This is a genomic window from Amphritea sp. GJ51-11 (assembly GCF_055808735.1).
Window position 1 is genome coordinate 2,152,338 of sequence record NZ_CM147881.1, and the last position, 26,968, is coordinate 2,179,305.

Annotated in this window: 24 protein-coding genes and 1 pseudogene; 5 read left to right on the top strand and 20 right to left on the bottom strand. The window is 47.9% G+C overall.

Annotated elements, in window-relative coordinates:
* Positions 1-70: 70 nt before the first annotated feature.
* The 7 genes from AC0L4K_RS09475 to AC0L4K_RS09505 form a co-directional block, all read right to left on the bottom strand.
* Positions 71-2,482, bottom strand: coding sequence for an efflux RND transporter permease subunit (locus tag AC0L4K_RS09475; protein WP_417223082.1), 2,412 nt, complete (start codon positions 2,480-2,482; stop codon positions 71-73).
* Positions 2,479-3,570 carry a WD40/YVTN/BNR-like repeat-containing protein gene (locus tag AC0L4K_RS09480; protein WP_417223079.1) on the bottom strand — a complete coding sequence of 364 codons (1,092 nt, stop codon included), beginning with the start codon at positions 3,568-3,570 and terminating at the stop codon, positions 2,479-2,481. Before AC0L4K_RS09480 ends, AC0L4K_RS09475 begins: the two co-directional genes overlap by 4 nt.
* Positions 3,567-4,748: an MFS transporter gene (locus tag AC0L4K_RS09485; RefSeq protein ID WP_417223078.1), complete on the bottom strand. Its 1,182-nt coding sequence runs from the start codon at positions 4,746-4,748 to the stop codon at positions 3,567-3,569. The genes AC0L4K_RS09480 and AC0L4K_RS09485 overlap by 4 nt, the downstream gene beginning before the upstream one ends.
* Positions 4,749-4,979: 231 nt before the next feature.
* On the bottom strand, positions 4,980-5,933 hold the full coding sequence (locus AC0L4K_RS09490) for a VOC family protein (protein WP_417223077.1): 954 nt from the start codon (positions 5,931-5,933) through the stop codon (positions 4,980-4,982).
* Positions 5,934-5,957: 24 nt separating this feature from the next.
* On the bottom strand, positions 5,958-7,223 hold the full coding sequence (locus AC0L4K_RS09495) for an alpha/beta hydrolase family protein (protein ID WP_473269069.1): 1,266 nt from the start codon (positions 7,221-7,223) through the stop codon (positions 5,958-5,960).
* A gap of 178 nt (positions 7,224-7,401) precedes the next feature.
* On the bottom strand, positions 7,402-8,763 hold the full coding sequence (locus AC0L4K_RS09500; RefSeq protein ID WP_417223072.1) for a DUF1329 domain-containing protein: 1,362 nt from the start codon (positions 8,761-8,763) through the stop codon (positions 7,402-7,404).
* A gap of 18 nt (positions 8,764-8,781) precedes the next feature.
* Positions 8,782-10,449 (bottom strand): DUF1302 domain-containing protein, encoded by a 1,668-nt coding sequence (locus AC0L4K_RS09505; protein ID WP_473269070.1) that lies wholly within the window; start codon positions 10,447-10,449, stop codon positions 8,782-8,784.
* A gap of 235 nt (positions 10,450-10,684) precedes the next feature.
* On the opposite strand from AC0L4K_RS09505, the gene AC0L4K_RS09510 reads away from it, so the two are divergent.
* Positions 10,685-11,617: a LysR family transcriptional regulator gene (locus tag AC0L4K_RS09510; RefSeq protein WP_473269071.1), complete on the top strand. Its 933-nt coding sequence runs from the start codon at positions 10,685-10,687 to the stop codon at positions 11,615-11,617.
* Positions 11,618-11,745: 128 nt separating this feature from the next.
* On the opposite strand, the gene AC0L4K_RS09515 is transcribed toward AC0L4K_RS09510, so the two are convergent.
* From AC0L4K_RS09515 to AC0L4K_RS09545, 7 genes are all read right to left on the bottom strand, one after another.
* Positions 11,746-12,390, bottom strand: a complete 645-nt coding sequence (locus AC0L4K_RS09515) for a DsbA family oxidoreductase (RefSeq protein WP_473269072.1) — start codon at positions 12,388-12,390, stop codon at positions 11,746-11,748.
* Positions 12,391-12,538: 148 nt separating this feature from the next.
* Positions 12,539-13,399 carry a glutathione-dependent disulfide-bond oxidoreductase gene (yghU, locus tag AC0L4K_RS09520; RefSeq protein ID WP_473269073.1) on the bottom strand — a complete coding sequence of 287 codons (861 nt, stop codon included), beginning with the start codon at positions 13,397-13,399 and terminating at the stop codon, positions 12,539-12,541.
* Between the two features lie 20 nt (positions 13,400-13,419).
* Positions 13,420-14,100, bottom strand: coding sequence for a glutathione S-transferase family protein (locus tag AC0L4K_RS09525; RefSeq protein WP_417223058.1), 681 nt, complete (start codon positions 14,098-14,100; stop codon positions 13,420-13,422).
* A 343-nt stretch (positions 14,101-14,443) separates the two neighbouring features.
* Positions 14,444-15,118 (bottom strand): haloacid dehalogenase type II, encoded by a 675-nt coding sequence (locus AC0L4K_RS09530; RefSeq protein WP_473269075.1) that lies wholly within the window; start codon positions 15,116-15,118, stop codon positions 14,444-14,446.
* A 104-nt stretch (positions 15,119-15,222) separates the two neighbouring features.
* On the bottom strand, positions 15,223-15,744 hold the full coding sequence (locus AC0L4K_RS09535; protein WP_473269077.1) for a hypothetical protein: 522 nt from the start codon (positions 15,742-15,744) through the stop codon (positions 15,223-15,225).
* A 103-nt stretch (positions 15,745-15,847) separates the two neighbouring features.
* Entirely contained in the window at positions 15,848-16,399 is a 552-nt protein-coding gene (locus tag AC0L4K_RS09540) for a carboxymuconolactone decarboxylase family protein (protein ID WP_473269078.1), read from the bottom strand.
* A gap of 267 nt (positions 16,400-16,666) precedes the next feature.
* Entirely contained in the window at positions 16,667-17,572 is a 906-nt protein-coding gene (locus AC0L4K_RS09545) for a LysR family transcriptional regulator (protein ID WP_473269079.1), read from the bottom strand.
* A 103-nt stretch (positions 17,573-17,675) separates the two neighbouring features.
* Here AC0L4K_RS09545 and AC0L4K_RS09550 point away from each other — a divergent pair, with 103 nt between their 5' ends.
* The gene (locus tag AC0L4K_RS09550; RefSeq protein WP_473269080.1) at positions 17,676-18,419 is read left to right on the top strand and encodes an SDR family oxidoreductase; all 744 of its coding nucleotides are present in this window, start codon (positions 17,676-17,678) and stop codon (positions 18,417-18,419) included.
* Between the two features lie 114 nt (positions 18,420-18,533).
* A pseudogene (locus AC0L4K_RS09555) lies at positions 18,534-19,521 on the top strand (IS5 family transposase).
* Between the two features lie 162 nt (positions 19,522-19,683).
* On the opposite strand, the gene AC0L4K_RS09560 reads toward AC0L4K_RS09555, so the two are convergent.
* A complete protein-coding gene (locus AC0L4K_RS09560) occupies positions 19,684-20,667 on the bottom strand; it encodes a type II toxin-antitoxin system HipA family toxin (RefSeq protein ID WP_473269081.1) in 984 nt (327 codons plus the stop codon).
* Between the two features lie 200 nt (positions 20,668-20,867).
* Between AC0L4K_RS09560 and istA the strand changes: the two genes are divergently transcribed.
* Complete coding sequence (gene istA, locus AC0L4K_RS09565; protein ID WP_473267764.1) at positions 20,868-22,400, top strand: IS21 family transposase; 1,533 nt, start codon at positions 20,868-20,870, stop codon at positions 22,398-22,400.
* Positions 22,401-22,410: 10 nt separating this feature from the next.
* Positions 22,411-23,151 carry an IS21-like element ISVch3 family helper ATPase IstB gene (gene istB / locus AC0L4K_RS09570; RefSeq protein WP_473267100.1) on the top strand — a complete coding sequence of 247 codons (741 nt, stop codon included), beginning with the start codon at positions 22,411-22,413 and terminating at the stop codon, positions 23,149-23,151.
* Between the two features lie 64 nt (positions 23,152-23,215).
* Here the strand turns inward: istB and AC0L4K_RS09575 are convergent, their stop codons facing one another.
* The 5 genes from AC0L4K_RS09575 to ltrA all read right to left on the bottom strand — a co-directional run bounded on the left by AC0L4K_RS09575 (position 23,216) and on the right by ltrA (position 26,648).
* Positions 23,216-23,560, bottom strand: coding sequence for a HipA N-terminal domain-containing protein (locus tag AC0L4K_RS09575; protein ID WP_473269082.1), 345 nt, complete (start codon positions 23,558-23,560; stop codon positions 23,216-23,218).
* The gene (locus tag AC0L4K_RS09580) at positions 23,557-23,892 is read right to left on the bottom strand and encodes a helix-turn-helix domain-containing protein (protein WP_473269083.1); all 336 of its coding nucleotides are present in this window, start codon (positions 23,890-23,892) and stop codon (positions 23,557-23,559) included. Before AC0L4K_RS09580 ends, AC0L4K_RS09575 begins: the two co-directional genes overlap by 4 nt.
* 685 nt (positions 23,893-24,577) lie before the next feature.
* On the bottom strand, positions 24,578-24,775 hold the full coding sequence (locus tag AC0L4K_RS09585) for a hypothetical protein (RefSeq protein ID WP_473269084.1): 198 nt from the start codon (positions 24,773-24,775) through the stop codon (positions 24,578-24,580).
* An 88-nt stretch (positions 24,776-24,863) separates the two neighbouring features.
* Entirely contained in the window at positions 24,864-25,232 is a 369-nt protein-coding gene (locus AC0L4K_RS09590) for a DUF3703 domain-containing protein (RefSeq protein ID WP_473269085.1), read from the bottom strand.
* A 126-nt stretch (positions 25,233-25,358) separates the two neighbouring features.
* Positions 25,359-26,648 (bottom strand): group II intron reverse transcriptase/maturase, encoded by a 1,290-nt coding sequence (gene ltrA, locus AC0L4K_RS09595; protein ID WP_473269086.1) that lies wholly within the window; start codon positions 26,646-26,648, stop codon positions 25,359-25,361.
* Positions 26,649-26,968: the final 320 nt, after the last annotated feature.

The following is a 26,968-nucleotide window of genomic DNA, read 5'->3' on the forward strand; positions in this document are numbered from 1 at the left end:
TAGCCCTTCCCGTTACTACGCTTGTCTGTAAGCACGTCAGCAGTGTTGACCAAATTATTCAGATGCTGGCTCATACATGCACCTTGATATCTTCAACAGCCTCTTCGATATTGGCTGGCACACGGGCTTTAGGCCGCATCAGAAAGTGCGCTAAGGCTGGCAATAAAATCATTGCTCCGAGCATATTCCACAGGAACATAAAGGCTAACAGAACCCCCATATCCGCCTGGAACTTAATTGGGCTGAACACCCAGGTCACCACACCGATAGCCAAGGTCACACCGGTCAACATGACCACTTTGCCGGTGAAGCGCAGGGCTTTTAAGTAGGCTTCAGATAACGACGCCCCGAAGCGCATCTGTGTCTGAGTGACCGAGAGGATATAAAGGGCATAATCGATACCAATACCCACACCCAGTGCAATCACCGGTAAGGTTGCCACTTTAACCCCCATGCCCAGCGCAACCATTAATGCCTCGGCCAAAATAGAGGTCAGCATCAATGGCAAAACAGCGACGACCACTGCCCGCCACGAACGGAAGGTAATGAATGACAGTAGGATAACCGCGCCATACACCAAGAACAGCATCTGCCGCCAAGCATCTTTCACGGCAATATTGGTGGCCGCTTGAATACCGGCACTCCCCGCCGCCAACAGAAATTGCACCTCAGGGGTATTATTCTCTTGGGCAAAGGCTTCGATATGATCGACCACGCGAGTCAGCGTTTCCGCTTTGTGATCCTGCAGATAGACATACAGTGTTAGTAGATTACAACCACTGTTATACAAGCCCCGAGGTGCACCCGCGGTAATGTAGTTAAGCATCGGTTGGTTAGGCAGAAACTCAAACCACTTCGGATTCCCCTCATTTAGCCCTGACAACACTCGGCGAGATAGCAGTGACAATGAGTTGGTTGTTTCCACCCCTTTGATCTGTCGTAGTTGCCACTCCAATGAATCGACTTTATTAAGCGTCTCATATTGAGAACAAACACCGTCTGGGGTTTTAATCATCACCGCCAGTACATCGCTAGACGCTCCGTAATGGTGGTTCATAAAAGCCACATCGAGGTTATATTGACTATCCGCGCGTAACTCAGGCGCGCCCTGGTCTAGATCACCAATTTTAAGCTGCGTACTGGCCGCAAAACCGGCAATAGCTAATACCACTGCAACACTTACCGCGATGGTGGCACCCCGACGACGGGTAAATTGATCAAGAAAATTCCACAGCGCCTGCTCTTTAGACTGCTCATTATTTTCACTGGTGATACTGCGTTGCGCCGCGCTACGACTAACGCCCACATAGGAAAGCAAAATAGGCAATAAAATCAGGTTGGTTAAGATCAATACCGCCACACCGATGGACGCGGCAATCGCCAGTTCACGGATAACTTGAATATCAATCACCAGCAGTACGGCAAAACCAACCGCATCGGCTAATAGTGCGGTTAAACCGGCAAGGAATAACCGTCGAAACGTAAACCGGGCAGCCACTAATTTATTAAAGCCGCGGCCAACATCCTGCATAATCCCGTTCATTTTTTGAGCGCCATGGCTCATGCCGATAGCGAATACTAAAAACGGTACCAGAATCGAATAAGGATCAAGCACATAACCTAGCGTCGGTAAGAGGCCCAACTGCCAAACCACGGCAATCAATGAGGCGATCACCACCAACAGGGTTGAACGAATACAGCGGGTAAAGCCAAACACCATTACGGCGGCAATGACCACGGCAATAGCAAAGAACACCAAGACCGAGCGCACCCCATCAATCAGATCACCAATGACCTTGGCAAACCCGGTAACATGGATAACCACCCCTTCCTGCTCATACTCAGCCCGCAGGGTTTCTAATTCGCCGGCGAAGGTTGCATAGTTAAGAGGTTTCCCTTCAGCACCGGTGCTTAATAACGGCACATAGATAACCGACGAGGTCGCATCGATGGCAACCAACTGACCGATGATGCCGGAACGAGCTATATTAGCCGATAAACGCGCTAAGCTAGCCTCAGAACCGTCATAGCCGTCGGGAATCACCGGTCCGCCCTCAAGGCCCTCTTCGGTGACACCAATCCAACGGGTGGTGGGTGTCCAAAGGGATTTCATCTGTACGCGGTCAACGCCGGGTAAGACAAAAATATCATCACTCATACGACGTAGCGTATCGAGATAGCGCGCGTCATAGATAGTACCCGTTGGGTTTTCGACCGCGATACGTACGGCATTACCCAACCCCGTTAACTCGTTCTGATATTCAAGGTAGTTCTGAATATAGGGCTGGGTACCCGGCAAGGTTTTTTCGAAACTGGCGTTAAGATCCAGCTTCAGTGCCTGCCATCCCAATACCGCCGTAATAATGGCGCAGATAATGACAACGATCATCCGGTTGTTAAATAACAGCCGTTCTACAAGGGTGCCGGAATTAGGATCAAACACGTCATCCGGTGAAATATCGATTGGGGTGCTATGTTTCACTTCAAATCTCCAGATTGAACCGACATCAGGCCACGAGCGCTAACAATCAGTAAGTCTCCGTTATCTTTCTCTAGAAGATTATTCAACGGCGGAAAATGTCGCTTCGTTACGGGCACCAGCCGATCACCTTTGAGTGCCATAACCATGCCTGCCTGATTAACCATCAGTAGCTGGCCATCATCATCTTGCATCGATGCGGTAATGGTTGCTCCAACCGGTGATTTCACCTGGGTCCAATCCTCACCATTATCATCCGAGCGCCAAACATTACCGCGCAAGCCTGCTAGGATGATGGTTTCGTCACCCATTAGTTCGGCGGTAAAGAAGCTCCCTTCATAGGGGGTTTCCAGCAAGTCATAATGCTGTCCACCATCAACCGAGAGCCAAACCATCCCCATCTCACCAGCCATCACGATGCGGTCGCCATGGCGGCGCAGCGTATAGATATGGAGATCGCCGGGGTTATCCAGACGATCAACCAATGAATGCCAACTTTGTCCGCCATCGTCGGTACTCAAGGCGATACCGTAAGCCCCGACGACAATCGCTTGCTCAGCACTGATCAGCGCCATATCAAGCATTGGCTTATCCGGGCCGTCATAGACCAGTCGTTCTGCAGACGCTATCGCACGCTCATCCCCGGAGACCTGTGCGGCGTCATGTATAACCTTAGCCGCGGCATTACCATCGAGGCGAACCGTCCAGCTTTCACCGCCATCACGGGTGGTTAGCACCGTCCCGCCATGACCAATAGCGAAACCATTGAGAGGATCGGCAAAGCGCACCGTAGTCAACGTAACACTCACCGGCACTGGCGCTTGTTTCCAGCTATGACCATTATCATCAGATAAGAGAATGATGCCGCGCTCACCCGCCACGACCAACCGCTCGCCGGCATTTGCTGCACCGAGCATAAAGGCCCGAGGCCCTAGCGTTGTTGTGACGGCGGGTCGCACCAGTGCATCCGTTGTTTCGGCTGCTTGCGTTGGCATAGCACCAAATAAGGCGGCCAATACACCGGAAACCAGCAGTGAGAACAGCCGTTTAGACATCCATGTGGACATTCGTTTGTCAGTATTAAGCGTCATGCGGCAGGCTCCTGCACCGATTGGGTATTCTCAGAGCTATGTACACGGGAGAAACAAAACGTTGATACCACGGCGATACAGATCGCCGCGATACCAATACTCTGATAACCAAACCCCTGTACTAATGAGCCGCCCAATATTGGCCCGATGCCCGCCCCTGTCATCATCATGGCCGGTGTTGCGGCCAAAGCACGACCAGAGATATCGAGTCGCGCCAGCACACCAAACACAAAGGTATGAGTAAACAGAATGACCCCGGCAAATAATGAAGCACTGATCGCGTAGAGCATAAAAGACTGAGTGCTCATAATGGCGAACGAAATCAACGCCTGAAGCCCTGGGCCTAGGATCAATACCCAACGGGCGGAGACCCGATGCTGCAGCAGACCTGCGAGAGGGGCTGGCAATAGATTGACAATACCCAGCGTGACTAACACACCGCTAATGGCCGCCACCGTAAAACCATTGGCATCACCGACGCGCTCAAGAAAGCTAAAGGTCATCGCCTGCACGAGTCCCATCGCACTGATACCGACAATACCAAACCAAACTGCTTTGGGTATTTTCACCTTCACCGTATTTTTAACCGGCTGTCCCTCTAGCGTCACATCTTCATCCAATCGGGCATCAGCCGTTGGAAAAGCAATCACCGATACCAGTGAAGCGAGCAACATAACGAGGCCAAAAATAACAAACAGGAGCTCGCCGCCACTGGCGGCAACTAAGCTCGGTACGGCCGCATAGAAAATAACAGAGAAGACACCCAAGGCGGCACTGACAATGGCAAACAATCGATGAGGATTGATACTCCGAGCGATGGTGCCATGGGTTACGCTCAAGGCGGCCCCGACAGAAAGTCCGGCAGCCACATGCAAAATAGCCATCAGCGAAAATTCACTGGTCTGCGAAACCCCAGCAAAACAGAGCGCCGCAAGACCAAAGCCGATCACAGCAACCCAACGGCCATTAAAACTGTGGAGGCGATGCGCTAAGGTAATGCTGGCGATAACAGCGCCAAAGAGGAACAGTGTTGCTAGACTTCCAGCCTGTTGCGGCTCTAGCTTATAGTATTGAACTAAGGTGCCGATCCAGACAGGCAAAGCCACCAAATCCAGCATACCGGCACAATGGGCCATCATCAGGGCGATGTGACCACGCTTACTCGCAGTCTTAATCATGCCAACTCTCCCCTGCGATCAGCCTGGGCATTATCGACACTTTCCGCAACATCTAAGCAGATATAGAACACGGCCTTTCTCCAACAATAATTATTTTTATAGGTCTAGCAGAGTTGCAGTGCTTCCATTCTGACAACCCTTGAAACTCAAGGCCCCCAAAGAGCCTTTTAAAAAACTAATCAAAAAGATTAATAAAGATATTTAACCTGCAGCGTAGCGCGTTATCTTCAATTAGGCATAGTCGCCTTCGGGTGGTGTATCTCGCCCTGGCGACCATTTAGTCCGGTGCCGTAATAGGAAGGCCTGAGAGGCATCGGCGCTCATGTGTGCAACCCGGGGCTCCCACGTGGCATCGTGCAGATCCATATCTGCATCCATCTCCATATGACAACCGAAAGGACTGTTGAAATACCAGAACCAGTTTGAGCCAAAGATATGACGGCCCGGTCCCCAGAATGCCTGATAACCCTTATCAACGAAACGAGTACCGTTTTGAATAACCTCGGTAGGGCCCGAAAAATGAAAGGTAAAATGCTCTACCCCTTTCATATGCGGCGGCGCGGGGATCAAAAAGTGAGTATGGTGATCCAACATGCCTGCAGGCTGTAGAAAAGGCCCCACCCCTTCAAACCGGTCGGTACAACGAAAGCCTAACCGTTCAACATAAAACGCTTCCGCTTTCGCAACATCCGGGACAAAGTAAACAATATGAGACAGTGATGATGGACGGATCTGCTCAGCATCAACATCCACTCCTAGAGTGTTTACGTTGCGCTGAACACTCGCACCGGGCGCATTAGAGATCTCACCGGGCTTAACAATCGTTTTACGTACCGTCACCTGAAAACCGATGACAAAACCGAGATCATCGACCGACTCATAAGAACCGTCATCTAACTGACGCACGTCCCGATCTTTTCTGAGCTCGGTGACTATCGCTTGTAGCGCCGCTTCGTCTGCAACCCCCATCACGGTTTTACGCAGCTGCGAGCCGCTTTCCATTGCCGCGGGTAAGCTATCATCGGCGGCATCAGCTAACACCACCGCGGTACCATCTAAGGCTTCATAACGACCACCCAAAGCGCTTTCTTCAACCGCAATCAAACCATAATCTTTAAGGTATTGAGCACAAGAAGCCATATCTTCAACACCGAACACAACGGTATCTAATCCGACTATTTTCATTATTATTCTCCGTTAAATTCTGTCTTAGGCCGTATGGCCGCCCAATGTTTCAGCTACCCAATCGGCGATATAGGCGCCGGCATTGGCGGAATTATCAAAACTTGAATGTTGCACACCGCCTTCACGATCGGTGAAAATCTTTAATTCACGATTTGGACTGTTAACCAATTGCTCATAGGTGCGTTCAGCCCAGTGCAGTGGAATCTGTGAATCTTTCTCCCCATGGGTCACCAGGAATGGCACTTTAATGCGATCCAACACGCCATCGAGGTGAACCTTTGACGAGATCGCCATAAACTCATCCATATCTTTGGCGCCCCAGACCCAGCAAACATGTTCCCAATAATGCGGCACCGGGAAGCTGCCCTCTTTCTCAAGGCGTTTTTTCTGCACATCACGCCAATCATGATTCGCGCCCCAGACAACACCGCAGGCAAATCGAGGTTCAAATGCCACCGCTCTAGGGCAGTAATAACCGCCTAAGGAAACCCCCTCCATGCCGATCCGTTGAGCGTCAATCTCATCACGGCTTTCCAACCAGTCAACGACTCTGCTCGCCCAATGCTCGCTGTCATAACGCGCGGTGAGGCCCTGTAAGCGCAGTGCTTCGCCGGTACCCGGCTGATCCACGATCAACGATGACACACCCCGTTTTGCCAACCAGGCCGGCAGCCCAACGCGATACTTCATCTCTTTGGTGGAATCCAGACCATTGACCTGCACTAGAATAGGCGCTTTACCTTCTACACCTTCGGCACGCACATAGAGCGCTGACAGATGCTTGCCCTCATAGGGTATTTCTACCCGCTGACAATTCTCTTTAGACAGTTCAAGGCCTCGCAGGAATACCTCTTGAAAACGGTTATACAGCTCTTCACGCCCTTCTGTACCGTGCCCCTGCAAACGCTCAGCCGTCAGATAATAAGTCGCTGCCCGGCCATATTTATCACCGGCGGAGATCATCCGGCCACGGGCTTCATCCTCAACAGCCAAACTGCATAATTTATCGGCCATTCGCTCCCAGCTTTCCCGGAAAGCTTTAGAACCCGCCGCATCACGTGCTTGTGCGGCGTCTTTAAGAGGCGCGCACATCTCTTCAACTTCACCAATACGCGCACCCATCTCTAGCGCCAAGTTGATAGACAGATCCCATGGGTAGTTGGTTGGAAAATAGCGGAACATAAACTCTCCTTTAAAAGTCATTGCCCTAAGCAAACCTAGCTCAAAAAGCAGTAATAAGTCTTCAGGCGAAGCGTCATAAAGACGACCTAACGCTGATCTCAAATTCATTTAGGTAAAGCTTCGCCCTCCGGCTCAACACAGAGCCGGCGATGACATAGCCATGACGTAGAAAAGCTTTACCTATACGGACTTCATTAACTGCATCAACCGAGATTGACAATCAAACTCGCTCATAAAAGCGGTGGCTAAGTGGTAACACCACCGCTTGCAGCATTAACGGAATAACTTAACGCACACCCTGAGCGGCGAGACCGCGACCAGTGAACATGTCAGTCTTCCAACGAGGTGTCTTGCGATACTGATATTTTTGATCACCTAACAGGTTGGCAACATAACCCTCGCTCGAGAGAAGATCGTAGTAACCGAAGGTACCTTGTATCGTGCCGGGGAAATCAGGCATCACATAGTTGAACTTCCACAATGTTTTCCACAGTTGACCATTCGCATCCCAACGATCGCCTAACTGAGCCTGCCAGGTATCCTCATCAATGTAATAGATACTACGCGGTGCTTGGTGACGCTTGCCTTCAGCAACATTCGCTTCAACCACCCAAACCCGGTGCAATTCCCAACGTACCGCATCAGGATTCAGATGACGGCCATTGACGATCTCGGCATCAGCAAACTGCAGCGCTTTATTGTTGTTGTAAGGCACCAGCATCTCTTTCTTACCCAGCAGCTTCCAATCGAAGGTATCGGTGCTACCTGAGAAAACACTCAGCTCATCGAATGACATCAAACCCGCTGTTGCAGGGGTCGGTGTATCGCAGCATGCATTTGGCAACTTACGCACCCGACGTTGGCCGGTGAGATACACATACGCTGCTGATTTATCCGCATCGAGGTTAGTACGACCGACAATCATTTCACCCGCACGGATGGGTGGCCCTTGGTTAACTAAGTTAACTTCCCAGAAGAAGCCTTTAAACTTCTCAGCAGCCCCCTCTTCTTCAAAGTAATAGGGCATACGTTGGCGAATATGACCATCGGTCGTCAGTACTCGTTTACCCGATTTAGTAATCTGATACTGATTAAGCGTCGCTTCCCAGCTAGAGCCACGCCAAGCCAGTGTATGATTGCGTATCACTTCTAGGCCCGTTTTGGGAATAGGGAAAGGAATACCACCGTAGGCTCCTTTCAGCACATGTCCATCAAGAGAAGCATTAACAGCATTCTTAGCCGTGTTATCGTAAACCCACTGCGGCGCCATCGCCGTTCTGTGAGTTGGATAAACATCCAGACGATAAGTATCAGGATACTTATTTAGCATCGCCTTAACACCGTCGCTAAGGGTATCGGCATAGTCACCCATATTTTGCGCTGTCACTGAATAAAGCGGTTTTTCATCTTTGAAAGGATCGCCGCGACGACCATCTGCCGCTGCAGGAATAGCTTGGCTATAGCCGCCTGTCCAGGCAGGAATAGTCCCTGCAGCATTACCTGCTTTTTCGCCACCTAATGGCATCAAATCGGTGTTTAGTCTTGCAGCTTCTTCTGCCGTCACCCCCGCCACGGACGTCATTGACAGACAGCTAAGTGCCGCCACAGAAAAAATAGCTTTAAGAGCCCGGTTTTTATTTTTATACATATTGTTTCTCCGGAGTAATCAGAAGGTAGTACTTATAGAAAGCGAGAAGAAATCACGATCAGCGAGGTTCTGTCGATATGAAACCGTTGGCTGATCAGTACCCGATGGGTTAGGCGCATCAATCAATGTTCCGCCTTCTGGACCATAATAGGTGACGTATTTCGCATTGATTTTCCATTCATTCAGAACCAGCGCATTGACCCCAATATTAAAGTCACCGCCGCGATCAACCCCAAATGCGTTACCTAGGGCTGAGGATTTACCATGGGTGTAACTCACCCCCACCGGTACGGAGATATCAACACCGGAAAACAACTGACGATAGGTTGGTGTAAAGACCATCTTGATACCAACCGCCGAACGGTCGGAAAAGGGATTCAACAAATGTTCGTTTTTATCGACACCGATCCGCGTATTCCACGCAATCTCGCCAATAAAGCTGGTTTCATCAGAGATAAAGTTTGGATCAAGACTGGCGATCCATGAAACCTGAGCATGCGCTGTGCGACCAACCGCATATCCGGGGTTATCGGTATTATTGAAGGTGTAGTAACCCGGAACAGGGTTAACGGTAAGCGCATTAGGGCCACTCGCCAAAGGTTGATTCTCACGATAGGAGATCTCACCCGCAACACTCCAGTTATCAATACTGGTGGCAATACTGGCACCGAATGCCCGAATACCTTCATGGTAAGCCCATGAATAAGAATCAAAATCTGGAGCCCCAGGCCCCGACGGTGGATTTGCTCTTAAGTTATTCTGGCTCGGCGTGAATGCGTGATAACGAATAGCATAAAGGCCGAAATCTGAATCCAGATCCTCATCATACCAACGAACATTCAAACCATACTGACCGTAATCGGAAGGCTCCATATCAGCATCACGTTCAAAGCCTAAAGGCCCACCGACAACAATACGCTCACCTTCAAGGGCATCACTCGCCGAGAAATATGAACCAGCTGGCGGAAGCTGCGTTTTTTCATATTCATAGCCAACATAGCCCGAGACAGAAACGAGATCATTCAGAGGCAGGTCAACCGACAGTTTACCTATGGGCAACGCCGCATCTTTAAAGGTGGTGTTGGGAACCGATTGCAGTTTCACAACATTGATTGGCGCCATGCCGCCGGCGATACCGTTGGCACCATAAAACAAGCTTTCACCCCAAAGCAGAGTGTGGCGCCCTAAACGTACCGTCGCGGTACCCTCATTAAAATCAAATCGACCATACACAAAGGCATCAAGGAGGTCTGTGTCGCCACCCATGACCTCTTTTGTCTCATCAGAAAACTCACTTGCAGGGGTATGGTTCGATGTACCGCTATCGTTGTCAGTATCTTGATGATAAACATCGTCGTACCAGGCCGCACCGCTCACCCGAAAACCGAGATTTTTATAAGAGCCATCAAACTCGGTTAATAGATCGACACGATTAGAAATTAACCCTTTATCAAAATTCTGATCACCATCATCTTGGTTATCATCATGAGACGTATTCAAACCTGGCGACTGGTCTTTAAGACGAAAGGCGGTGGTGTACTTCACAGTATTATCCCAGCGAAGCTTCAGTTCTGAATCACCGGTATCGATCTGAAAAGCATGAACTTGAGTGGTGCAGGCAAGTATGGCACAGGCTAGAACCGTAGGTCGGAAAGGGATCACCCCTTTCGTTGAAGCTATCTTCATTTGTCACTCCCCCATCAATGGAGTCTTGTTTTTATTATCAGGACTGGCAGATCGACCTTAAAGCCAAGCCTAGCAGGATAAACCTGCTAATACCGGCTAAATGGGTAAATCAACACACTGCCAGAATAATAGGGGTCGACCTTTCAGTAAAACGGTTTAGAATGAATCAACGATTCGATGGCATCGAATGATCAACCCATTTAAGTCATCTATAGGAATAACAGGAGCCAGCGTTATGCGTTTTAAAAACCTCGACCTTAACTTACTCGTGGTGCTAGATACGCTGTTAAAACAGCAAAGTGTCACCAAGACAGCAGAACAATTGATGCTGAGTCCTTCGGCGGTGAGTAGTTCGCTCTCACGGTTGCGGGATTATTTTGGCGATGAGCTTCTCTCTCAGGTCGGGCGAAAGATGGAAATAACCCCACGAGCAGAGAGTCTTCAAGACCCTGTACGGGATATTCTTAGCCGCATTGACAGTACAATTTTGCTACAACCTGTGTTTGAGCCACATAAAACCGACCGAACCTTTAGTATTTTCGTATCGGATTACACCCAGTTGGTGCTCTTTCCACATTTGCTGGCGCTGGCGGAAGAGCAATCGAGTACAGCACGTTTCAACTTCCTGCGGCAAATTAACACCCCTCACAAAGATCTAGAGCGTGGCGAAGCTGACCTGCTGATCATTCCTGAAGAGTTTGTCTCGCCTTATAACCCCTATGAGAACCTGTTTACTGAAGACTTTGTTTGCTTAGTCTGGGATCAAAGTAAATTTGCCCAGCAGCCGTTGACGCAGGAGATCTATCTCGATGCCCGGCATATCGTCATGTGCTTAGCGGATGATCGCAAAGATCATATCGAACTGGTGTTAACCAAAAAATATGATGTGCAACGGGATGTCGCCGTGACCTCTTATAGCCTGACCTCCCTACCCGCCTTATTGATTGGCACCAATAATATCGCCACTATCCATGCCCGGCTGGCCAAAAAAATGGTGGGAGTGCTACCGTTAGAGATCAAGCCACTGCCCTTCGATATCGGGACCATGCGCCAATCGATTCAATGGCATCAATACCGTTCCAAAGATCCGGGACTCATTTGGTTAAGAGAACTACTCAAAAGCGCCACCGAACGAATGGATAATGACACCGATAAGTTGTTTAGATAATAGCTTGCGCCAACCACTTGGCGATTTAGTCATAGAGACAAAAGCGCGCTCTGGCGAGTCAACACCGAGCGCGAGGATAACGACTAAGAATACTGGATAGAACACCGATAACCGTTTAGGTTTGCTGACTAAAGCCCAGCTAACTCGCCTAACACCTCTTTATAGGTGCTTTGGGGATGCGCGCCCGTCATGGCACTACTGCGATTGAAGATCACGGTAGGCACACCTGAAATCCCCTGTTGCTGCCATTGCCGCTCTAGATTAACGACCCGCTGGAGACGTTCATCGTCATCTAAAGCTAATGCGGCCTCTACCGGAGCTAAACCGACACACTCCGCTTCTGCCAATAACACGGCACGATCAGATATATCTTTACGTTCACTGAAAAACGCAGCAAATAAGCGCTGCTTTAAGGCATGCTGCAACCCTTGCTCATGGGCAAAGTCGAGTAACAGATGCGCCTCTCGGGTATTAACGATGTCCATACCCTCGAAGTAGTCAAAGGTGAAGCCATATTCAGCCCCGAGCGCCGTAATATTTTCCCGAGCCTTATCACTGTCTTCGCGCTGAGCACCGTACTTACGCAATACATGTGCACGCAGTTCTTCACCTTCCCTGGGCATCTCGGGGTTTAGCTCAAAGGGCTGCCATTCGATCTCGACCCTATCTTGCAGGCCTAGTTCATTAATGGCGGCTTCTAATCGCTTATAACCCACGATGCACCAAGGACAGACTACATCAGAGATAATATCGAGCTTAATCTTATCGTTCACACAAGGCTCCGGGTTATACCCTTGACAGACAACGGCTTTCAGCGGCAACAACCGACAAAAGCCGTGATGAGGTTTATCAGACTTTACCGCAGACAACCAATGCAGCATAACGGCAATACCCTAGCCACTGCATTGGCAATCATTCATCTTAGCGTGGCTCTAATGCTAACACCTTATCGATATCGGCAGCCGAATGACGTTCCGGCAACTGTTCCCAGGCTTCACCCCAAGAACGGTTGACGATACGGCCTCGTTGTACCCCTTCACGCAGTGCCAGCATATTAGCCCAACGCACCACATGAGGATAACTGTCAACTTGCAGAAACTCTGCAGCATCGTACAAGTTGCCTAGAACCAAATTACCGTACCACGGCCAGATAGCCATATCGGCAATACTATATGTTTCGCCAGATACATAGGTATTGTTTGCTAGTTGCTTATTCAGTACGTCTAATTGACGCTTAGTTTCCATAGCAAAACGGTTGATCGGGTATTCCTGTTTTTCATCGGCGTAAGCATAAAAATGACCAAACCCACCGCCTAAAAATGGGGCCGAACCTTGCGCCCAAAACAACCAATTAAACACCTGCGTGCGTGCTGCCCCGGCTTTCGGCAGAAACTGCCCAAACTTCTCAGCGAGATGCACAAGAATCGATGCTGATTCAAAAACGTTAACCGCTTCATCACCCGACTGATCGAGCAACGCAGGGATTTTCGAGTTTGGATTAACGCCAACAAAACCTGACGAAAACTGCTGAGCTTCGCCAATGTTAATCAGAAAAGCATCATATTCCGCGGCTTTAATCCCCAGCGCCAATAGCTCTTCGAGCATAATGGTGACTTTTTGGCCGTTCGGCGTACCAAGAGAATAAAGCTGTAAAGCATGCTCACCAACCGGCAAAGCTTGCTCATAGCGCGCCCCAGCTTCAGGGCTATTGATATTCGCCCACTTATTGGCAACATCGGTCTCATTGACCCAAATTTTAGGGGGTACGTATTGGTTTCCCACGCTTTTCACTCCTTGCGTAATTAAGCGTTTTTAGCAAAGTTTTGCGGGAAGAGTGCCCGAGCGGCCTCTTCATCAAACTCTGATTTAAACTGAATATCGTTATCAATGTTGCGGGCCCGCTCTACTGCAGGACGCGCATTGATGCTGTTGAACCAACGTTTCAGGTTAGGATAGCTCTCTAAGCCGTCGCCGCCTAACACAGGCATCGCCTTATCGATCCAACCCCATGCTGAGATATCCGCAATAGAATATTCATCACCCACGATAAATTCACGACCTTCCATATGCGCTTCTAGCACTTCATAGTGACGTTCAGCTTCACGCAGATAACGATTAATCGCATAAGGTACTTGTTCTGGTGCTTTATGTCTAAAGTGAACCGACTGACCAGAAAAAGGACCTAAACCGGTTGCGATAAACATCAGCCAAGAGAGCATCTCACCACGATCTTCGGCTTTACCGGCAAACTGACCTGTTTTTTCAGATAGATACATCAAGATAGCATTAGAATCAAACACCCGCTTACCGGCATCTTCCAGCGCGGGAGTCTTACCATTCGGATTGATGGCACGATATTCAGCGGTGTGCTGTTCACCCTTCATCGTATCGACAGGGATCAACTCATAAGGCAGACCGCTCTCTTCTAAGAACAGCGCAACTTTCATCGGGTTTGGCGTTTGGTGGAAGTAAAACTTGAACATCGTATTATCCTATTTGCGTCATTAATTTTTATTGGACCGAAACGGTTATGACTTAATTCTGGAACCACTATAAACATAAATGAACGATCGTTCAAGTATATTTACAACCCAAATTAGCCACCTTAACTAAGGTGGAATTCCGGCAATACAAGCACATTAATGAGGGTTATTAACCTAAGGCGAAAACCTAAAAGACAAACACAAAAGAACCGCCAATATTAACTGTTGGCAACGATTTAAACCCATAAAATGAGATGATGCGAGCTAAGGATAACCATCGCAATCACATTAATGCCCTACTTAAAAATAGCAAAAGCCTGCCATCAATTATCACCACACCCTATTATTGATCAGTAGCGATAATCTGAGCTGCAATAGCATCCATCGTTAAAGCATAGATGTCAGGTTTGATATAGAGTGGATTATAGGGGGCACCGGATCGGTCGATATAAGCCCCCTGCAAACCTGCACTCATGGCACCATGAATATCCCAATCATGGGTTGCGACCAGCCTTAACTGATCCTTCGACTGCCCGAGCTTCGTGGCCGCAAATTGATATGCAGTCGGGCTTGGCTTAAAGGTACCAGCCTCCTCAACGGAAATGACTTCATCAAAATAGGGCCCTAACCCGGCATTGTTAATCTGATTTTCGATTAAGCTAAGCGATGAGTTAGAGAAAGCCACCACCCGAAAGCCCGCGGCCCTTAATGCGGTCAACGCCGTTTTGATATCGTCATGGGCGGGTAAACTAGAAAAGCCACCCAATACATCATCAATCACGTCAGTCGTCAGTTGAATGCCCTTTTTGGCGGCAAGGGTTTCAAGCATGATTTTTGAAAGCGTAGCAAAGTTGGTGTTAACGCCGGTAATCATCGATACCGTTGAGGCATGCAATAACATCGAAAACCAGGTGTCGGTATAATGCTCATCACCGAAAATAGCTTTAAATTTTGGCCTTAAAACGGTGAGATTTAAAACCGTTTCATTGATGTCAAATAAAATCGTTGTTTGCTTCATAAAAAACGCCTCGTTTTATCCCTTTAGTGCTTGCCACTATTGCTCAGCATTCATAGTACTCAGATCTATGGAAAGGTGCTTGACAAGCGGACACGCTGTCAATATTAGCCCTTATTTACTGTTTTGCGATAAGCATATAAAACAGCCGTAATGGCGGCAAAAAATAGGAAGTGCAACCAAAACTTAACATCCAAGCTAACATTCAAGCCCGGTAATTTTTCTAGCTGTAGATGCTGAAAGGATACCAACTGCACAATCATAGCGTTGGCGGGCGGCGCTATCACCGTTGTGATCCATGTGAATATCAGCGTAAACAAGGCAATACGGGTTAACCGCATCGTGCTTAACAGCAGCACCCCACATAACAGGCCATAAAACACCGAAACGGCTAAATGCGCCGTCCATGCGATGATGATGGCCGTCACACGGCCCCAATCTCCCAGGGTCTGATAAGAGCCCGCATGACGGCTCGTCAGCGTGTCCATGCCAAACATTGGCTGAATAAGAATGAAGACAACGCCCGCCACAACGCCAAGCATCGCCGCCATCACGAGAAGTGGCATACGCAAATCACGCGGCAGTGGCGTTAGCGAAGGATTCGAGGTGTGGGTGCTGATCACTGACATAAGGTTCTCTTAATAATATCGATTGCTATGCATTGTTAATAAGCGATAAGGCCGCGATCAATCACGGCCTATGTATCATCAATCTCGCTTAAACCCGCAACGGTTATGCTTTCTGCCAAGTAAACTTTTCAAAGACAGTATCAACCGGCGTTTCCGCAATATGATTCACATAGTTACTAATAACCTTCTGGGATAAGCCAAGCACGATCTCCAGCAATTGACGCTCACCATAACCTGCCGCATAGAACGCTTGCACTTCTTCATCGGTCAAATTACCGCGATTGCGTACCATCGCCAGTGTCGTGTCATGCAGCGCTTGTAGCTTAGCGGTTGGCATGGCGGTTTCGTTTCTCAGCGCTTCAGTCAATGCAGCATCAACCTGCATCATATGCGCGATACCCGTATGGGCCGGCACACAATAGTGACATTCATGCTCAACGTTAATCGTCTGCCAAACAACGGTTAACTCTTCTTTATCAAAGGATGAATTAACAAACAGCTCATGCAGTTTTTGATAGCCTTCGAGCAACCCCGGTGCGCTGGCCAACACCCCATGCAGCCCTGGAATACGACCGTTAGCCTTAAGTGACTTGGCGAGAAAATCTTGGCTCTCTTGTGGGGCGGTATCAAGATCGTGAATCGTTAAGGTGGTCATGCTTGTCTCTCCAGATGCCATTGAATAGCACCAATAGTGATGAAATAGGTTTGAAAAAATTGCTTCAGTGAGAGAACTATAGCCATACTTGAACGATCGATCAAACAATTTATGAACGATTGTTCAAAATAAATTAGAAGCCCTGTACGGACCTGCCTGTAGGGGGTTGTGGGGAGGGATGGCTAGATACCAGCCCTTACCCGATTATGATTTTCAAAATGATTATTTGAATACTAAGCCAAAATAACTTAGCTGTTAACAATCTGATCACAATATCGGCGCCATATACTCCGAGCAGTAACTGATTAAACGACGTAAACGACTTGGCAGCATGCGTTGTGATGGGTAAATAACATGTGCGGGGATACTTTGAGGCATCCAACCGGGAAGAATAGATATAAGCCGCTCAGAAACAAGGTCTTGCTGTATTAACCAAGTTGGCAATAAGGCAATACCAAGCCCCATTCGTATTGCTTCGCGTATACCGGTGACACCTTCGGTTGCAAGAACCGATGATACCGAAATGGACTGTTTTTGACCGTCTTTGGTGTAGAAAGTCATATTATTGGTACTATTGAACTGACTTCCTTTTAAGGTTACCCACGGCCATGATTCTATGTCAGTAGGCGAATCAACCTGCTTACCTTGTAAGAAGCCAGGGGAGCATACGATTAGCCGTTGTATGCTCCCGATGCGCTTTGCAATGATACTGTCGTCAGTAACATTTCCCGCGATGATGCCAACATCGTGGCCTTCCTCAATCATATGAATCGGCCGGTTCGAATAGGACAGGTCTATCGTGATACCGGGGTGCGCTTCAATAAAGCTCGCGATCATTCGGCTTACAACTGACTGTCCAAAGTCAATCGTCGAAAAGAGGCGTATATGGCCTTCTAGTTGTTTCTGTTCAGCGCGTAATCTATTTTCTGACTCTTCAACTAGCTCAATAATCGACTTAGCATTGGCAAGTACTTGATGGCCAGTCAGAGTCAAGCTCATTCGGTGGGTGTCTCGTTGAAGTAATGTAGTCCCAACCTCTCTCTCTAGTGCACTTAGATGGCGACTAACCGTTGGCTGTGTAGTGTTTAGCCTCCGAGCAGCGGCTGAAAGACTGCCACATTCAACAATAATGACAAACGTGCGTAACTGATAAAGGTTATCGAAAACACTCATACGAAAATTGTATATAAGTCATTTGATTTATGCCACTACCGTATAGCATTACGTCATGCAATAGTTTGTATCCTCAACAATGAAGCAATACTGAGGTTTATATATGAGTATTCAACTAACGGGTAAAGTAGCCATAGTTACAGGAGCCTCTAGAGGCATTGGTGCAGCCACCGCAAAATCATTGGCATGCGCTGGGCACAGCATTGTTGTCAACTATGTGGGCAATGAAACCGAAGCAAAAAAAGTGGTCGATGAGATAAAACACGACGGTGGTAAGGCAGTCGCTATTCGAGCAAATGTATCCGTATCTGCGGAGGCCTCGGCGCTATTTGATCAGGCCGCGACCATCTTTGGCGGAGTTGACATACTAGTAAACAATGCTGGCATCATGCATTTATCATCTATCGCGGACACTGATGATTCTAGCTTCGACAGTCAAATTGCCGTCAACCTGAAAGGAACTTTCAATACACTGAGGCTAGCAGCGAATCGGCTGCGTGAAGGAGGACGAATTGTTAACCTATCTACCAGTGTCGTGGGCCTAAAGCTAGAATCTTATGGCGTTTATGCGGCGACAAAATCGGCTGTGGAGTCTCTTACTGCTATCTTATCGAAAGAGCTACGAGGTCGAAAAATCACAGTAAATGCTGTCGCCCCAGGGCCGACAGCGACCGAACTTTTCTTCGAAGGAAAGCCACCTCACATAATTGAAAAACTATCCCAAATGCCCCCATTAGAGCGGTTAGGTGATCCTACCGATATTGCACAAACCGTATCCTTTCTCGTTAGTAACGACGGAGGGTGGATCAACGGTCAGGTATTGCGCGCAAATGGTGGGATAGTGTGATTTTCCGCCATATGGGTCCTGTATATGCGTTTTAATATTCTAACTTTTTGGTGAGGGAAGATGCGAATAAGTCCTTCTCATGAGACAATTAATTTTTAATCTTCGAGCTTGACCATGTCACATCAACTTACTTTTGCCGACAGTGAATTCAACAATAAGCGTCGTAAAACACGCAAAGAAATTTTCTTGACTCGAATGGACGAACTGATGCCGTGGGATCAGCTTGAAGCGGTGATTGAACCTTTCTATCCAAAAGCCGGAAAAGGAAGAAGACCGTATCCATTGTCCACCATGTTTCGCATTCATTGCATGCAACATTGGTACAACATGAGCGACCCTGCCATGGAGGATACTCTTTATGAAATCACGTCGATGCGCCTTTTTACTGGGTTGTCGCTGGACATCGCTATCCCTGACCACACTACTATTATGAATTTTAGGCACTTGCTGGAAAAACATAAGCTCTCCCGTCAGCTGTTTAAAGAGGTCAATAAATGGTTGTCCAGCGCAGGGATTTGCTTAAAAGAAGGCACGATTGTCGACGCCACCATCATTGAAGCCGCCAGTTCAACGAAGAATAAAGCGAAAGCTCGCGATCCCGAGATGCACCAAACCCAAAAAGGAAAGCAATGGTTTTTGGTCTAAAAGCTCATATTGGCGTGGACGCGAGAACCGGCCTGACGCATAGCCTAAGCACAACAGCTGCCAACGTACACGACATTACAGAAACAGGAAATCTGCTTCATGGCGAGGAGACCTTTATCTCGGCGGATTCAGGTTATCGAGGCGCACAAAAGCGAAAAGAACTAAAAGATATCGAGGCGGACTGGCTGATTGCACTGTTTATAAAAAGAAAGGGCCAAGTAAAGTACGTCTTCTCAAGAAACACCCTAGAATAAATAAGCAACCCATCCGAACGGAATACCTCAAAGCCAGTATCCGAGCAAAAGTAGAGCACCCGTTTCGGATCATAAAGCGTCAGTTTGGTTTTAGGAAAGCCATCTATCGAGGACTGGCTAAAAACGATAACAAGTTGGCGATGCTGTTTGCCTTAGCCAATGTGTTTAGGGTTGACCAGATGATACGGGCGGCAAGGGGTTAATCCGTTTAAAATCGAAAGAGAGAGGTTGAGTGTTTTGCGACTTCTTAATCGCATCTTCCCCAACATCATACGGTATAAAGACAGTACAAGAGTGTGCACCATGCACTCCCCTTTCATCGATCGGTTGCGTCACCACATTCGTGCTCGCGGGTAATCTCGGGGTCAGATCTTGAAGTCGTCTTGCAGCTTAGCCCAGTGCGATCTAAGGCCTTCTTTGTGAGATTCGTCCATCGGTAGAGTTTTAAGAGCCTCAGGCCATAACTCTCTAGCCTTGCTCATTGTATCGTCTAGGTGCGGCTTTATTGCCCTCCACGGAATACCCGATTTATCTGCCCACGCCTGAAAATGCGCCATAGTGACGGTATACCATTCTTTGGTTTTACCAAGGTTGAGCGCATATTGGCTTTCGTTTTCGATATAGACGTTGGTTGTCACGATATCGTAGGCAGGAGATAGCCGTGGCGTGACCTTATCAGGATATAAAAAGCTCCAGTTCTTGAGATGCGCATCCCCATTCGCCAAGAGAATATTCACCAGCAAACGTCTTGCGAACTGTTGAGCGTCGGCCAACCCGTCGCCAGAAAAATTATAAATAACTTTGCCGATATTCTCGTAATTGGCTGATGTATACTTTTCGTGCGGGTACTTCACTAGAATTTGCGCGAAGTCTTCCATGTGAATGCGTAAATCGTCATCACGATCAAACCGCTTAATGGCAAAGGCTTGCTTTTCATCGGGTAAGTTAATTTGTGGCAGATTGTCGAGCTTATCCAGCTCAACCAATTTGATCTCAGGGATATCAACACCAACGAGCCCCGCCAGCGACATGGCGGTATATTCGTTCAGTGGCACAAACTTATGCTTGGTTGAAGGCGTTTTGATGATCCAGTCACCCAGCACGTCACCCTTAGATAAGTTATAGCGCCCATCCTTCTCCTTCATGGAAAACTTCATTTGTACGCCCGCCAAGGAAAACTTGTTTTCTTGGGTGACTTTATCGAACTTAACCGCCTTAGCCTTTCCGTGCATACTCAGGCCACGCTCTAATAAAAGGACGGGAACATCTTCAGGCTCCATTGGCGTAGCTTCGATTGCTCCCGGTAAATCTTCGCCAAGTGCGTATTTCGGAGCATTCCGAACAGCCATTTCGGTATGATCCGAACACCTATTTCGGTTTAATCCGAACGCACATTCCGCGATTATCCGAACACTTTTAAGCGAACTCCGAAATCAGCGTTCGGAATAGCGAAAACCGCGTTCGGAATGCCCGAAATCCTTCCTTTTTCTCTTTTAAATCAATAGCTCGCTATTCTTTACTTCTTAAAAAAGAACGTAAGGAAGCGACAATGGCTAAAAAGAGAACTCCAATGAACAAAATCAAAGAGGTATTACGCCTTAAGTACGAGTGTGGGTTGTCCTACCGTAGTATTGCCAGTTGTCTCAATGTCAGCCTTGCAACAGTCTCAGAACTTGTCGCTCGCTTTAAGCAAAGTCAGATAGGCTGGCCTCTCCCAGAAGGTTGCAGTGATACAGACCTTACTAAAGCTCTTTATCATTCGAAGAAAGCCAGTCGACACAAGGTCATGCCAGACTTCGCTCAGTACGCTGTCGAACTCAAGCGTAAAGGCATGACAAAGATGTTGTTGTGGCAGGAATACCATGAGCAATATCAAGAGCAGGCTTACGCTTACACTCAGTTCTGCGAGCACTTCACTCGTTGGTTCAAAACCCAAAAGCGCAGCATGCGTCAGCTCCATGTTGCAGGTGACAAGCTGTTTATCGATTACTGTGGGCCTCGGCTTCAAGTCGTCAACCCTGATACAGGTGAAGTGCGCGAAGCCGAAGTATTCGTAGCGACCTTAGGCGCGTCAAATTACACCTATGTTGAAGCCTTCCCTAGTCAAGGTAAGTCTTACTGGTTAGAGGCGCATGCGAATGTGTTCGAACACTTCGGCGGTGTACCACAGCTCTTGGTTCCCGATAACCTGCGTAGCGCGGTCACCAAAGCTAATCGCTATGAGCCAAGACTTAATGACAGCTATCAAAAACTGGCAAATCACTATCAAACTGCTGTGATGCCTGCTCGCCCCTACAAACCGAAAGACAAAGCCAAGGCAGAGAATGCCGTGCTCCTAGTGGAACGTTGGATCATGATGCGGCTACGACACCAAACCTTCCATACCTTCAAAGAGCTGAACTTGGCCATCCGTGAGCTTATGAATGACTTAAATCAACGTGAGATGAAACAGTATGGTGCAAGTCGTAAAGCGCTGTTCGACAAACTCGATAAACCTGCATTGAAGCCACTGCCTAAGCAGCGATACCTATATACCGAAACCAAACGAGCCAAAGTGGGGCCTGATTATCACATCGAATATCGCCGCCATTACTACTCGGTTCCTCATCAGCTTGTTGGCCATCATGTCGAACTGGAAGCTTCCAACCGTTTGGTGCAAATCTACCATCAAGGTAACTTGGTCGCTCAGCACCCACGTAGCCAAAGGGAGCACGGAAACAGCACTCAACCAGAGCACATGCCGAGTAATCATCAACATCAAAAGTGGTCGCCTGGACGCTTACTCAACTGGGGAGCCAATATCGGCCCAGCCACACGAGAAGTTGTCAATAAGATGCTTAACTCCAAGCCTCATCCAGAGCAGTCTTATCGTTCTTGTCTGGGGTTACTCAACCTAAGCAAAGCCCATGGTGAATCGCGCCTAGAGCAAGCCTGTAAAGATGCACTGATGCTGACAAAACCCAATTACACCTTCGTCAACAATCTACTCAAGAACAATCGTGAAGGGCAACTGAGTAAAGACAAAGCGAATACGCCGAACCTTGTTCACAGCAATGTTCGAGGCCCGACCTGTTATCACTAGGAGAAAAGATATGAACGCACTTAATGATCAACTCAAAAGCCTCCGCTTGAGCCATGCGGCGAAAGCGTTAGAGCAGCAACAAGAGCAACTGACCACTTACGCAGAGCTGAACTTCGAGGAGCGGTTAAGCTTGCTTCTGGAAAGCGAGATCTTGAACCGTAATCAGAGCAAAATACAACGCTTAAAACGACAAGCTAAGCTGAGAGTGGATGCGCAACCGAGTCAACTCATCTACAAGGAGGGACGAAACCTCAATCGCAAACAGATGAGCGAACTTCTGACGGGGAGTTATCTGCACAAGCACCAGAATATCTTGATTACAGGCCCAACAGGTGCAGGAAAAACCTATCTTGGTTGCGCTCTGGCAACCAGCGCCTGCGACCAACAGCAAACCGTCAGATACTACCGCTTAACTCGCTTGCTTGATGATCTGACCGCAGGTCGTCTGGATGGTAGCTATCAAAAGCAACTTCAGTCTCTCGCTAAAAAAGCCCTGCTTATCCTAGACGACTGGGGGATGGAAAAACTGACTCAAGAGCATGCTGGTCACTTGTTAGAAGTGCTTGAAGACCGCTACCAAAACAGCAGCACAATCGTCATCAGTCAGTTACCTGTCAAGGAGTGGCACAACATGATCGGCAACGCCACCGTCGCAGACGCTCTAATGGATCGTCTAGTTCACAATAGTCATCGAATAGAACTGGGAGGAGAGTCAATGAGAAAACTGGCGCAATCCGAACACTTAGAGTAAAAATAGGGAAAGAGAAAAAGTGCTGGTTCAGGTGTTCGGAATAAACCGAAACAAGCGTTCGCAATCACCGAAATACGCAGCCAAGATACGAGAGAATGTGGAATTCATTATCCATGTGCACTTTCAGGCCTTGTGCGATCAGCTCACGTAATGATCCCTCTGGCAACAAGTTTGAAAGCACTGGATGCAGCCGTTGATTCCGTACCCATGGCGCAGCCATGAGCTTGGCCGCATGCGGAAACGCGGGATGAGTAATCAGACTGAATGTCGGGCGATCAGGATCGTTTTTAAATGAGTCGGCAATGCTCAATACATTGCGGCCATTTTTAAACCCTGCGAGATAACCGATCAGCACGCCATGAATTGAGAGCTTTAGAACATTTACTTCATCATGGCTGTCTGTGCTCATTCATTCTCTCCCAGCAAGCCCTGCCATGGATCATCGGCCAGTGGGTTGCTTTGTTCTTTTCCCGTCTGGCTTAGCTTGGTTGGTGCCCCAGTGGATGGCGGGTTATCGTCGGCCAGTACCGCCAGCACCGCATTCAATCTTTCTTGTGGTATTAACAGCAACTCACTTTTAAGCCCCTTAGCGACAAGCTCAAGAGTATCAAGCCGAGGGTTGCCCTTGGATTCCAAACGCTGATATTGCTGGCGCGATATACCAACGCGCAGCATCATATCGTGCTGCTTGAGTTTCAATGCGATACGGCGTTTTTTGATCTGTTCGAGTAGTGAATTCATAATGAAACGTATATGTTGCTATTTACCATTAAGCAACATATTAGTTTCTTTTATTGGCCTTAGCAACTTATAAATTGCTTTTACGGTGTTGAAGCATTTTAGTTGTGAAAAGAAACATATATGTTGCTTTTATCGAAGTACTTCTATGGGCTGCTGTTCGCTTATTGTGCTTGTTTTTGAGGAGAGAGGGCGAGCCAAACCTCAAAACCCTAAAAGCCCTGAGCCAAGAATCTCGGGGGCAGGCAGCCGTGGCGTAGCTCGAAAGCTCCGAGGATAAACCAAGCATTATCGAATGCTTATTTAAAATCCAAAGGGTTGTTCGAGCTTCGTGATGGTTGGATTAAGCTTAACCATTCTGCGTGAAACGCTCTGTGAGAACCCGCATGCAGGGTGTTGTGGGAAGGGGTGGCTAGATACCAGTCCTTACCCGACTATGCATTGCAGCCATTGATTGGAAAGTACAAGCTGTAGATATGCTTTTATAATATTTGCCTGCCCACGAAATTGCTCGAATATCTGGGTCGCTTCCTGTTTGTACTGTCTAAATTTGCTCGTTTCTATTTGTGTGTATGGGCGGTAAACAATCAACTGATTGCCCACTCCTTCTATATTAATTCCATCCAATCTTTCAATAAAACGGATCAATTTCTCACTGAATAATCTATTTACAGCTAATTCGTCATCACTATTGAGCAAGTATTTTTTTGAGAAATCGGGATGATCTATCAACCTTATCGGAGGTAGACATCTGTAGATCATTAGCAATTTTGATAAAATCCAAGGTTCGCTCTTTATCTTTTTTGCTTAATGAACCCCGCATAAATAATATGAGCACCATAATAATAAAAATGAAAACAATAGTTAAAATTTGCGCCACTTCCATTTTTTATCCTTCAACGATAAATCATTTAAAAATTATATTGCAGCAAAACGCCGCACTTTGCAGTAAGGCAATCCGTAACAGCGCCTTGTTACACGTTGGATTTAGCACGATCTATTATTTTTGCGTAACTTGAATTAATAGGAAGCTTTGTGAATGGGCCGATATTGCTTCCCCCAGTGTTGCCCTCAGGTACTAACCCGAATGCAGTCTTAGTAAATGCCCCTACAATGCGCAGCACTTGACCCAGTAGCTCCCGAATTTTCCAATTTCTTATTGCCCAAGCAAACATCAATATATGCACCTTGGTATGTAGCAGCGTTGATGCCTGACCTAGTACATGTGCATTCTCTAGATTCTGAAACTCGATTTCCGGTTTTCCAGACTTGCGAGCCGCACGCGACAGGCTTATCTCTTCCGACACATAGGGCTCTATTTTTCTTCGATATTGATTAGGCATGAAACCTCCTAAACGTAGTCATGGTAGAGCGCCCCGTTACCGAGACGACCCCACACAGATCCGGACGTGCGGAACTACCGCATCCGGCTCTTCAATAATATCCTTGCCCGTGTAAAACACAGACCCTCAATACCAGTCCACGGCTAACCATCTTTTACTCACTCGCATGGACTGGATTCCAAAATATCTTAACATCTCCTTCATCCCTGACCACGTGTAACTTTTCCGACCACTTCGTCTGTTTAACCAGATATACAGACTCTTGAGTATGTGATCGTAGATCCGCCCCACACTCATGCTGTTATCCGGTAACCCAAAGTAGTTTCTGAATCCGATAATCTTGCGCTTCAGTTGTGGCATCCAGTGATCCAGTCGCCGATGGCGATTGTCTTTAATCCACGCATAAAACGTTTGCAAGGCCATCTTATGCTTCTTCGGGGCAGTCTTTCGTCTGAGCCGCGGCTCGCCGTTAAAGTCCTTATCCCAGTAGAAACGAAAACCCAGAAACTCAAAATGCCGTTGTTGTCCCGGGTGAAAGCGACTAAAGCGTTTAATCGAAGTCTTCTCCGGCGCGACGTCCAGATTAAAGGTTCTTAATCTGGGAGCCAGTTGCTCATAGAAGGCTCGCGCTTCGTCTTGATATTGAAATGCCACCACAAAGTCATCCGCATAACGGATGAGCATTGCCCTGCCTTCAAGCTTGGGTTTGATCTTCTTCTCGAACCACAGATCTAAAGCATAGTGAAGGTAGATATTCGCCAGCACGGGGCTGATTACACCGCCTTGCGGCGTGCCTGATGCAGGCTTGTTATAGCGTCCGTCAGGCTCTTTAATTCTGGCCTTCAGCCATTGATTGATGAGATTGAGAAGCGACTTGTCATCAATGCGCTGCTTTAACATGCGCATCAGCCAAGTATGATCCATATGATCGAAGAAACCTTTAATGTCTGCTTCAACAATATACCCGTAGCCTTTAAATTGAAGGTTCAATTGCAGACTGTGTATGGCCTGATGCGCACTTTTATGCGGACGATAGCCATAACTGTTCGGCACAAAGTCGTGCTCCCAGATACTTTGCAGTAACTCCGAGACACTTTGTTGCACCACTTTATCTGCAACGGTGGGCAAGCCTAATGGCCGCTCTTTGCCATTCCCTTTGGGGATGTACACACGCTTGATGTCATCAACTCGATACTGCCTAGATTTAAGTTGCTGCGCCAGCATGTGGATGTTTTCGGGTAATCGCTGCTCGAATTGTTGCGTTGTAACGCCATCAATACCCGCAGCCGATTGTTTATTGAGGTGTGCCCATGCACGATACAGCGCATCGGCTCTCAGCTGTCCATAAAGATTCTGAAATCGATGCTTCGTGTGGGTGTGTGCTTTAAATGCTATGGCGTTTAAGGCAGTTGTCATAGTGTCTCCAGCCCTACGTTGTCCGGACTATGTATCTATTAAACGCCGTGATACTACTGTCAGCCCCTTCGCCAGGTAGACGGTTTTCCCGCCCTCAGACTACTATGAGCTGATCCGACTTCCGGGATGCCTTCGTTCGCCTCGTATTTTACTCAGCAGCCCTACCCATTTCCCTTGGGAGCACGTCCGGATCTCACAAGTTCCTGTCATAACTCTTTATACATGCCACGGTTTGATAACTCCGCCAGTTCGCCACAACCTCGCCTAATCGGTTGCTTTGCATGGACTTCGACTGCGTTATAAGTCTGGTCAACTGAAAT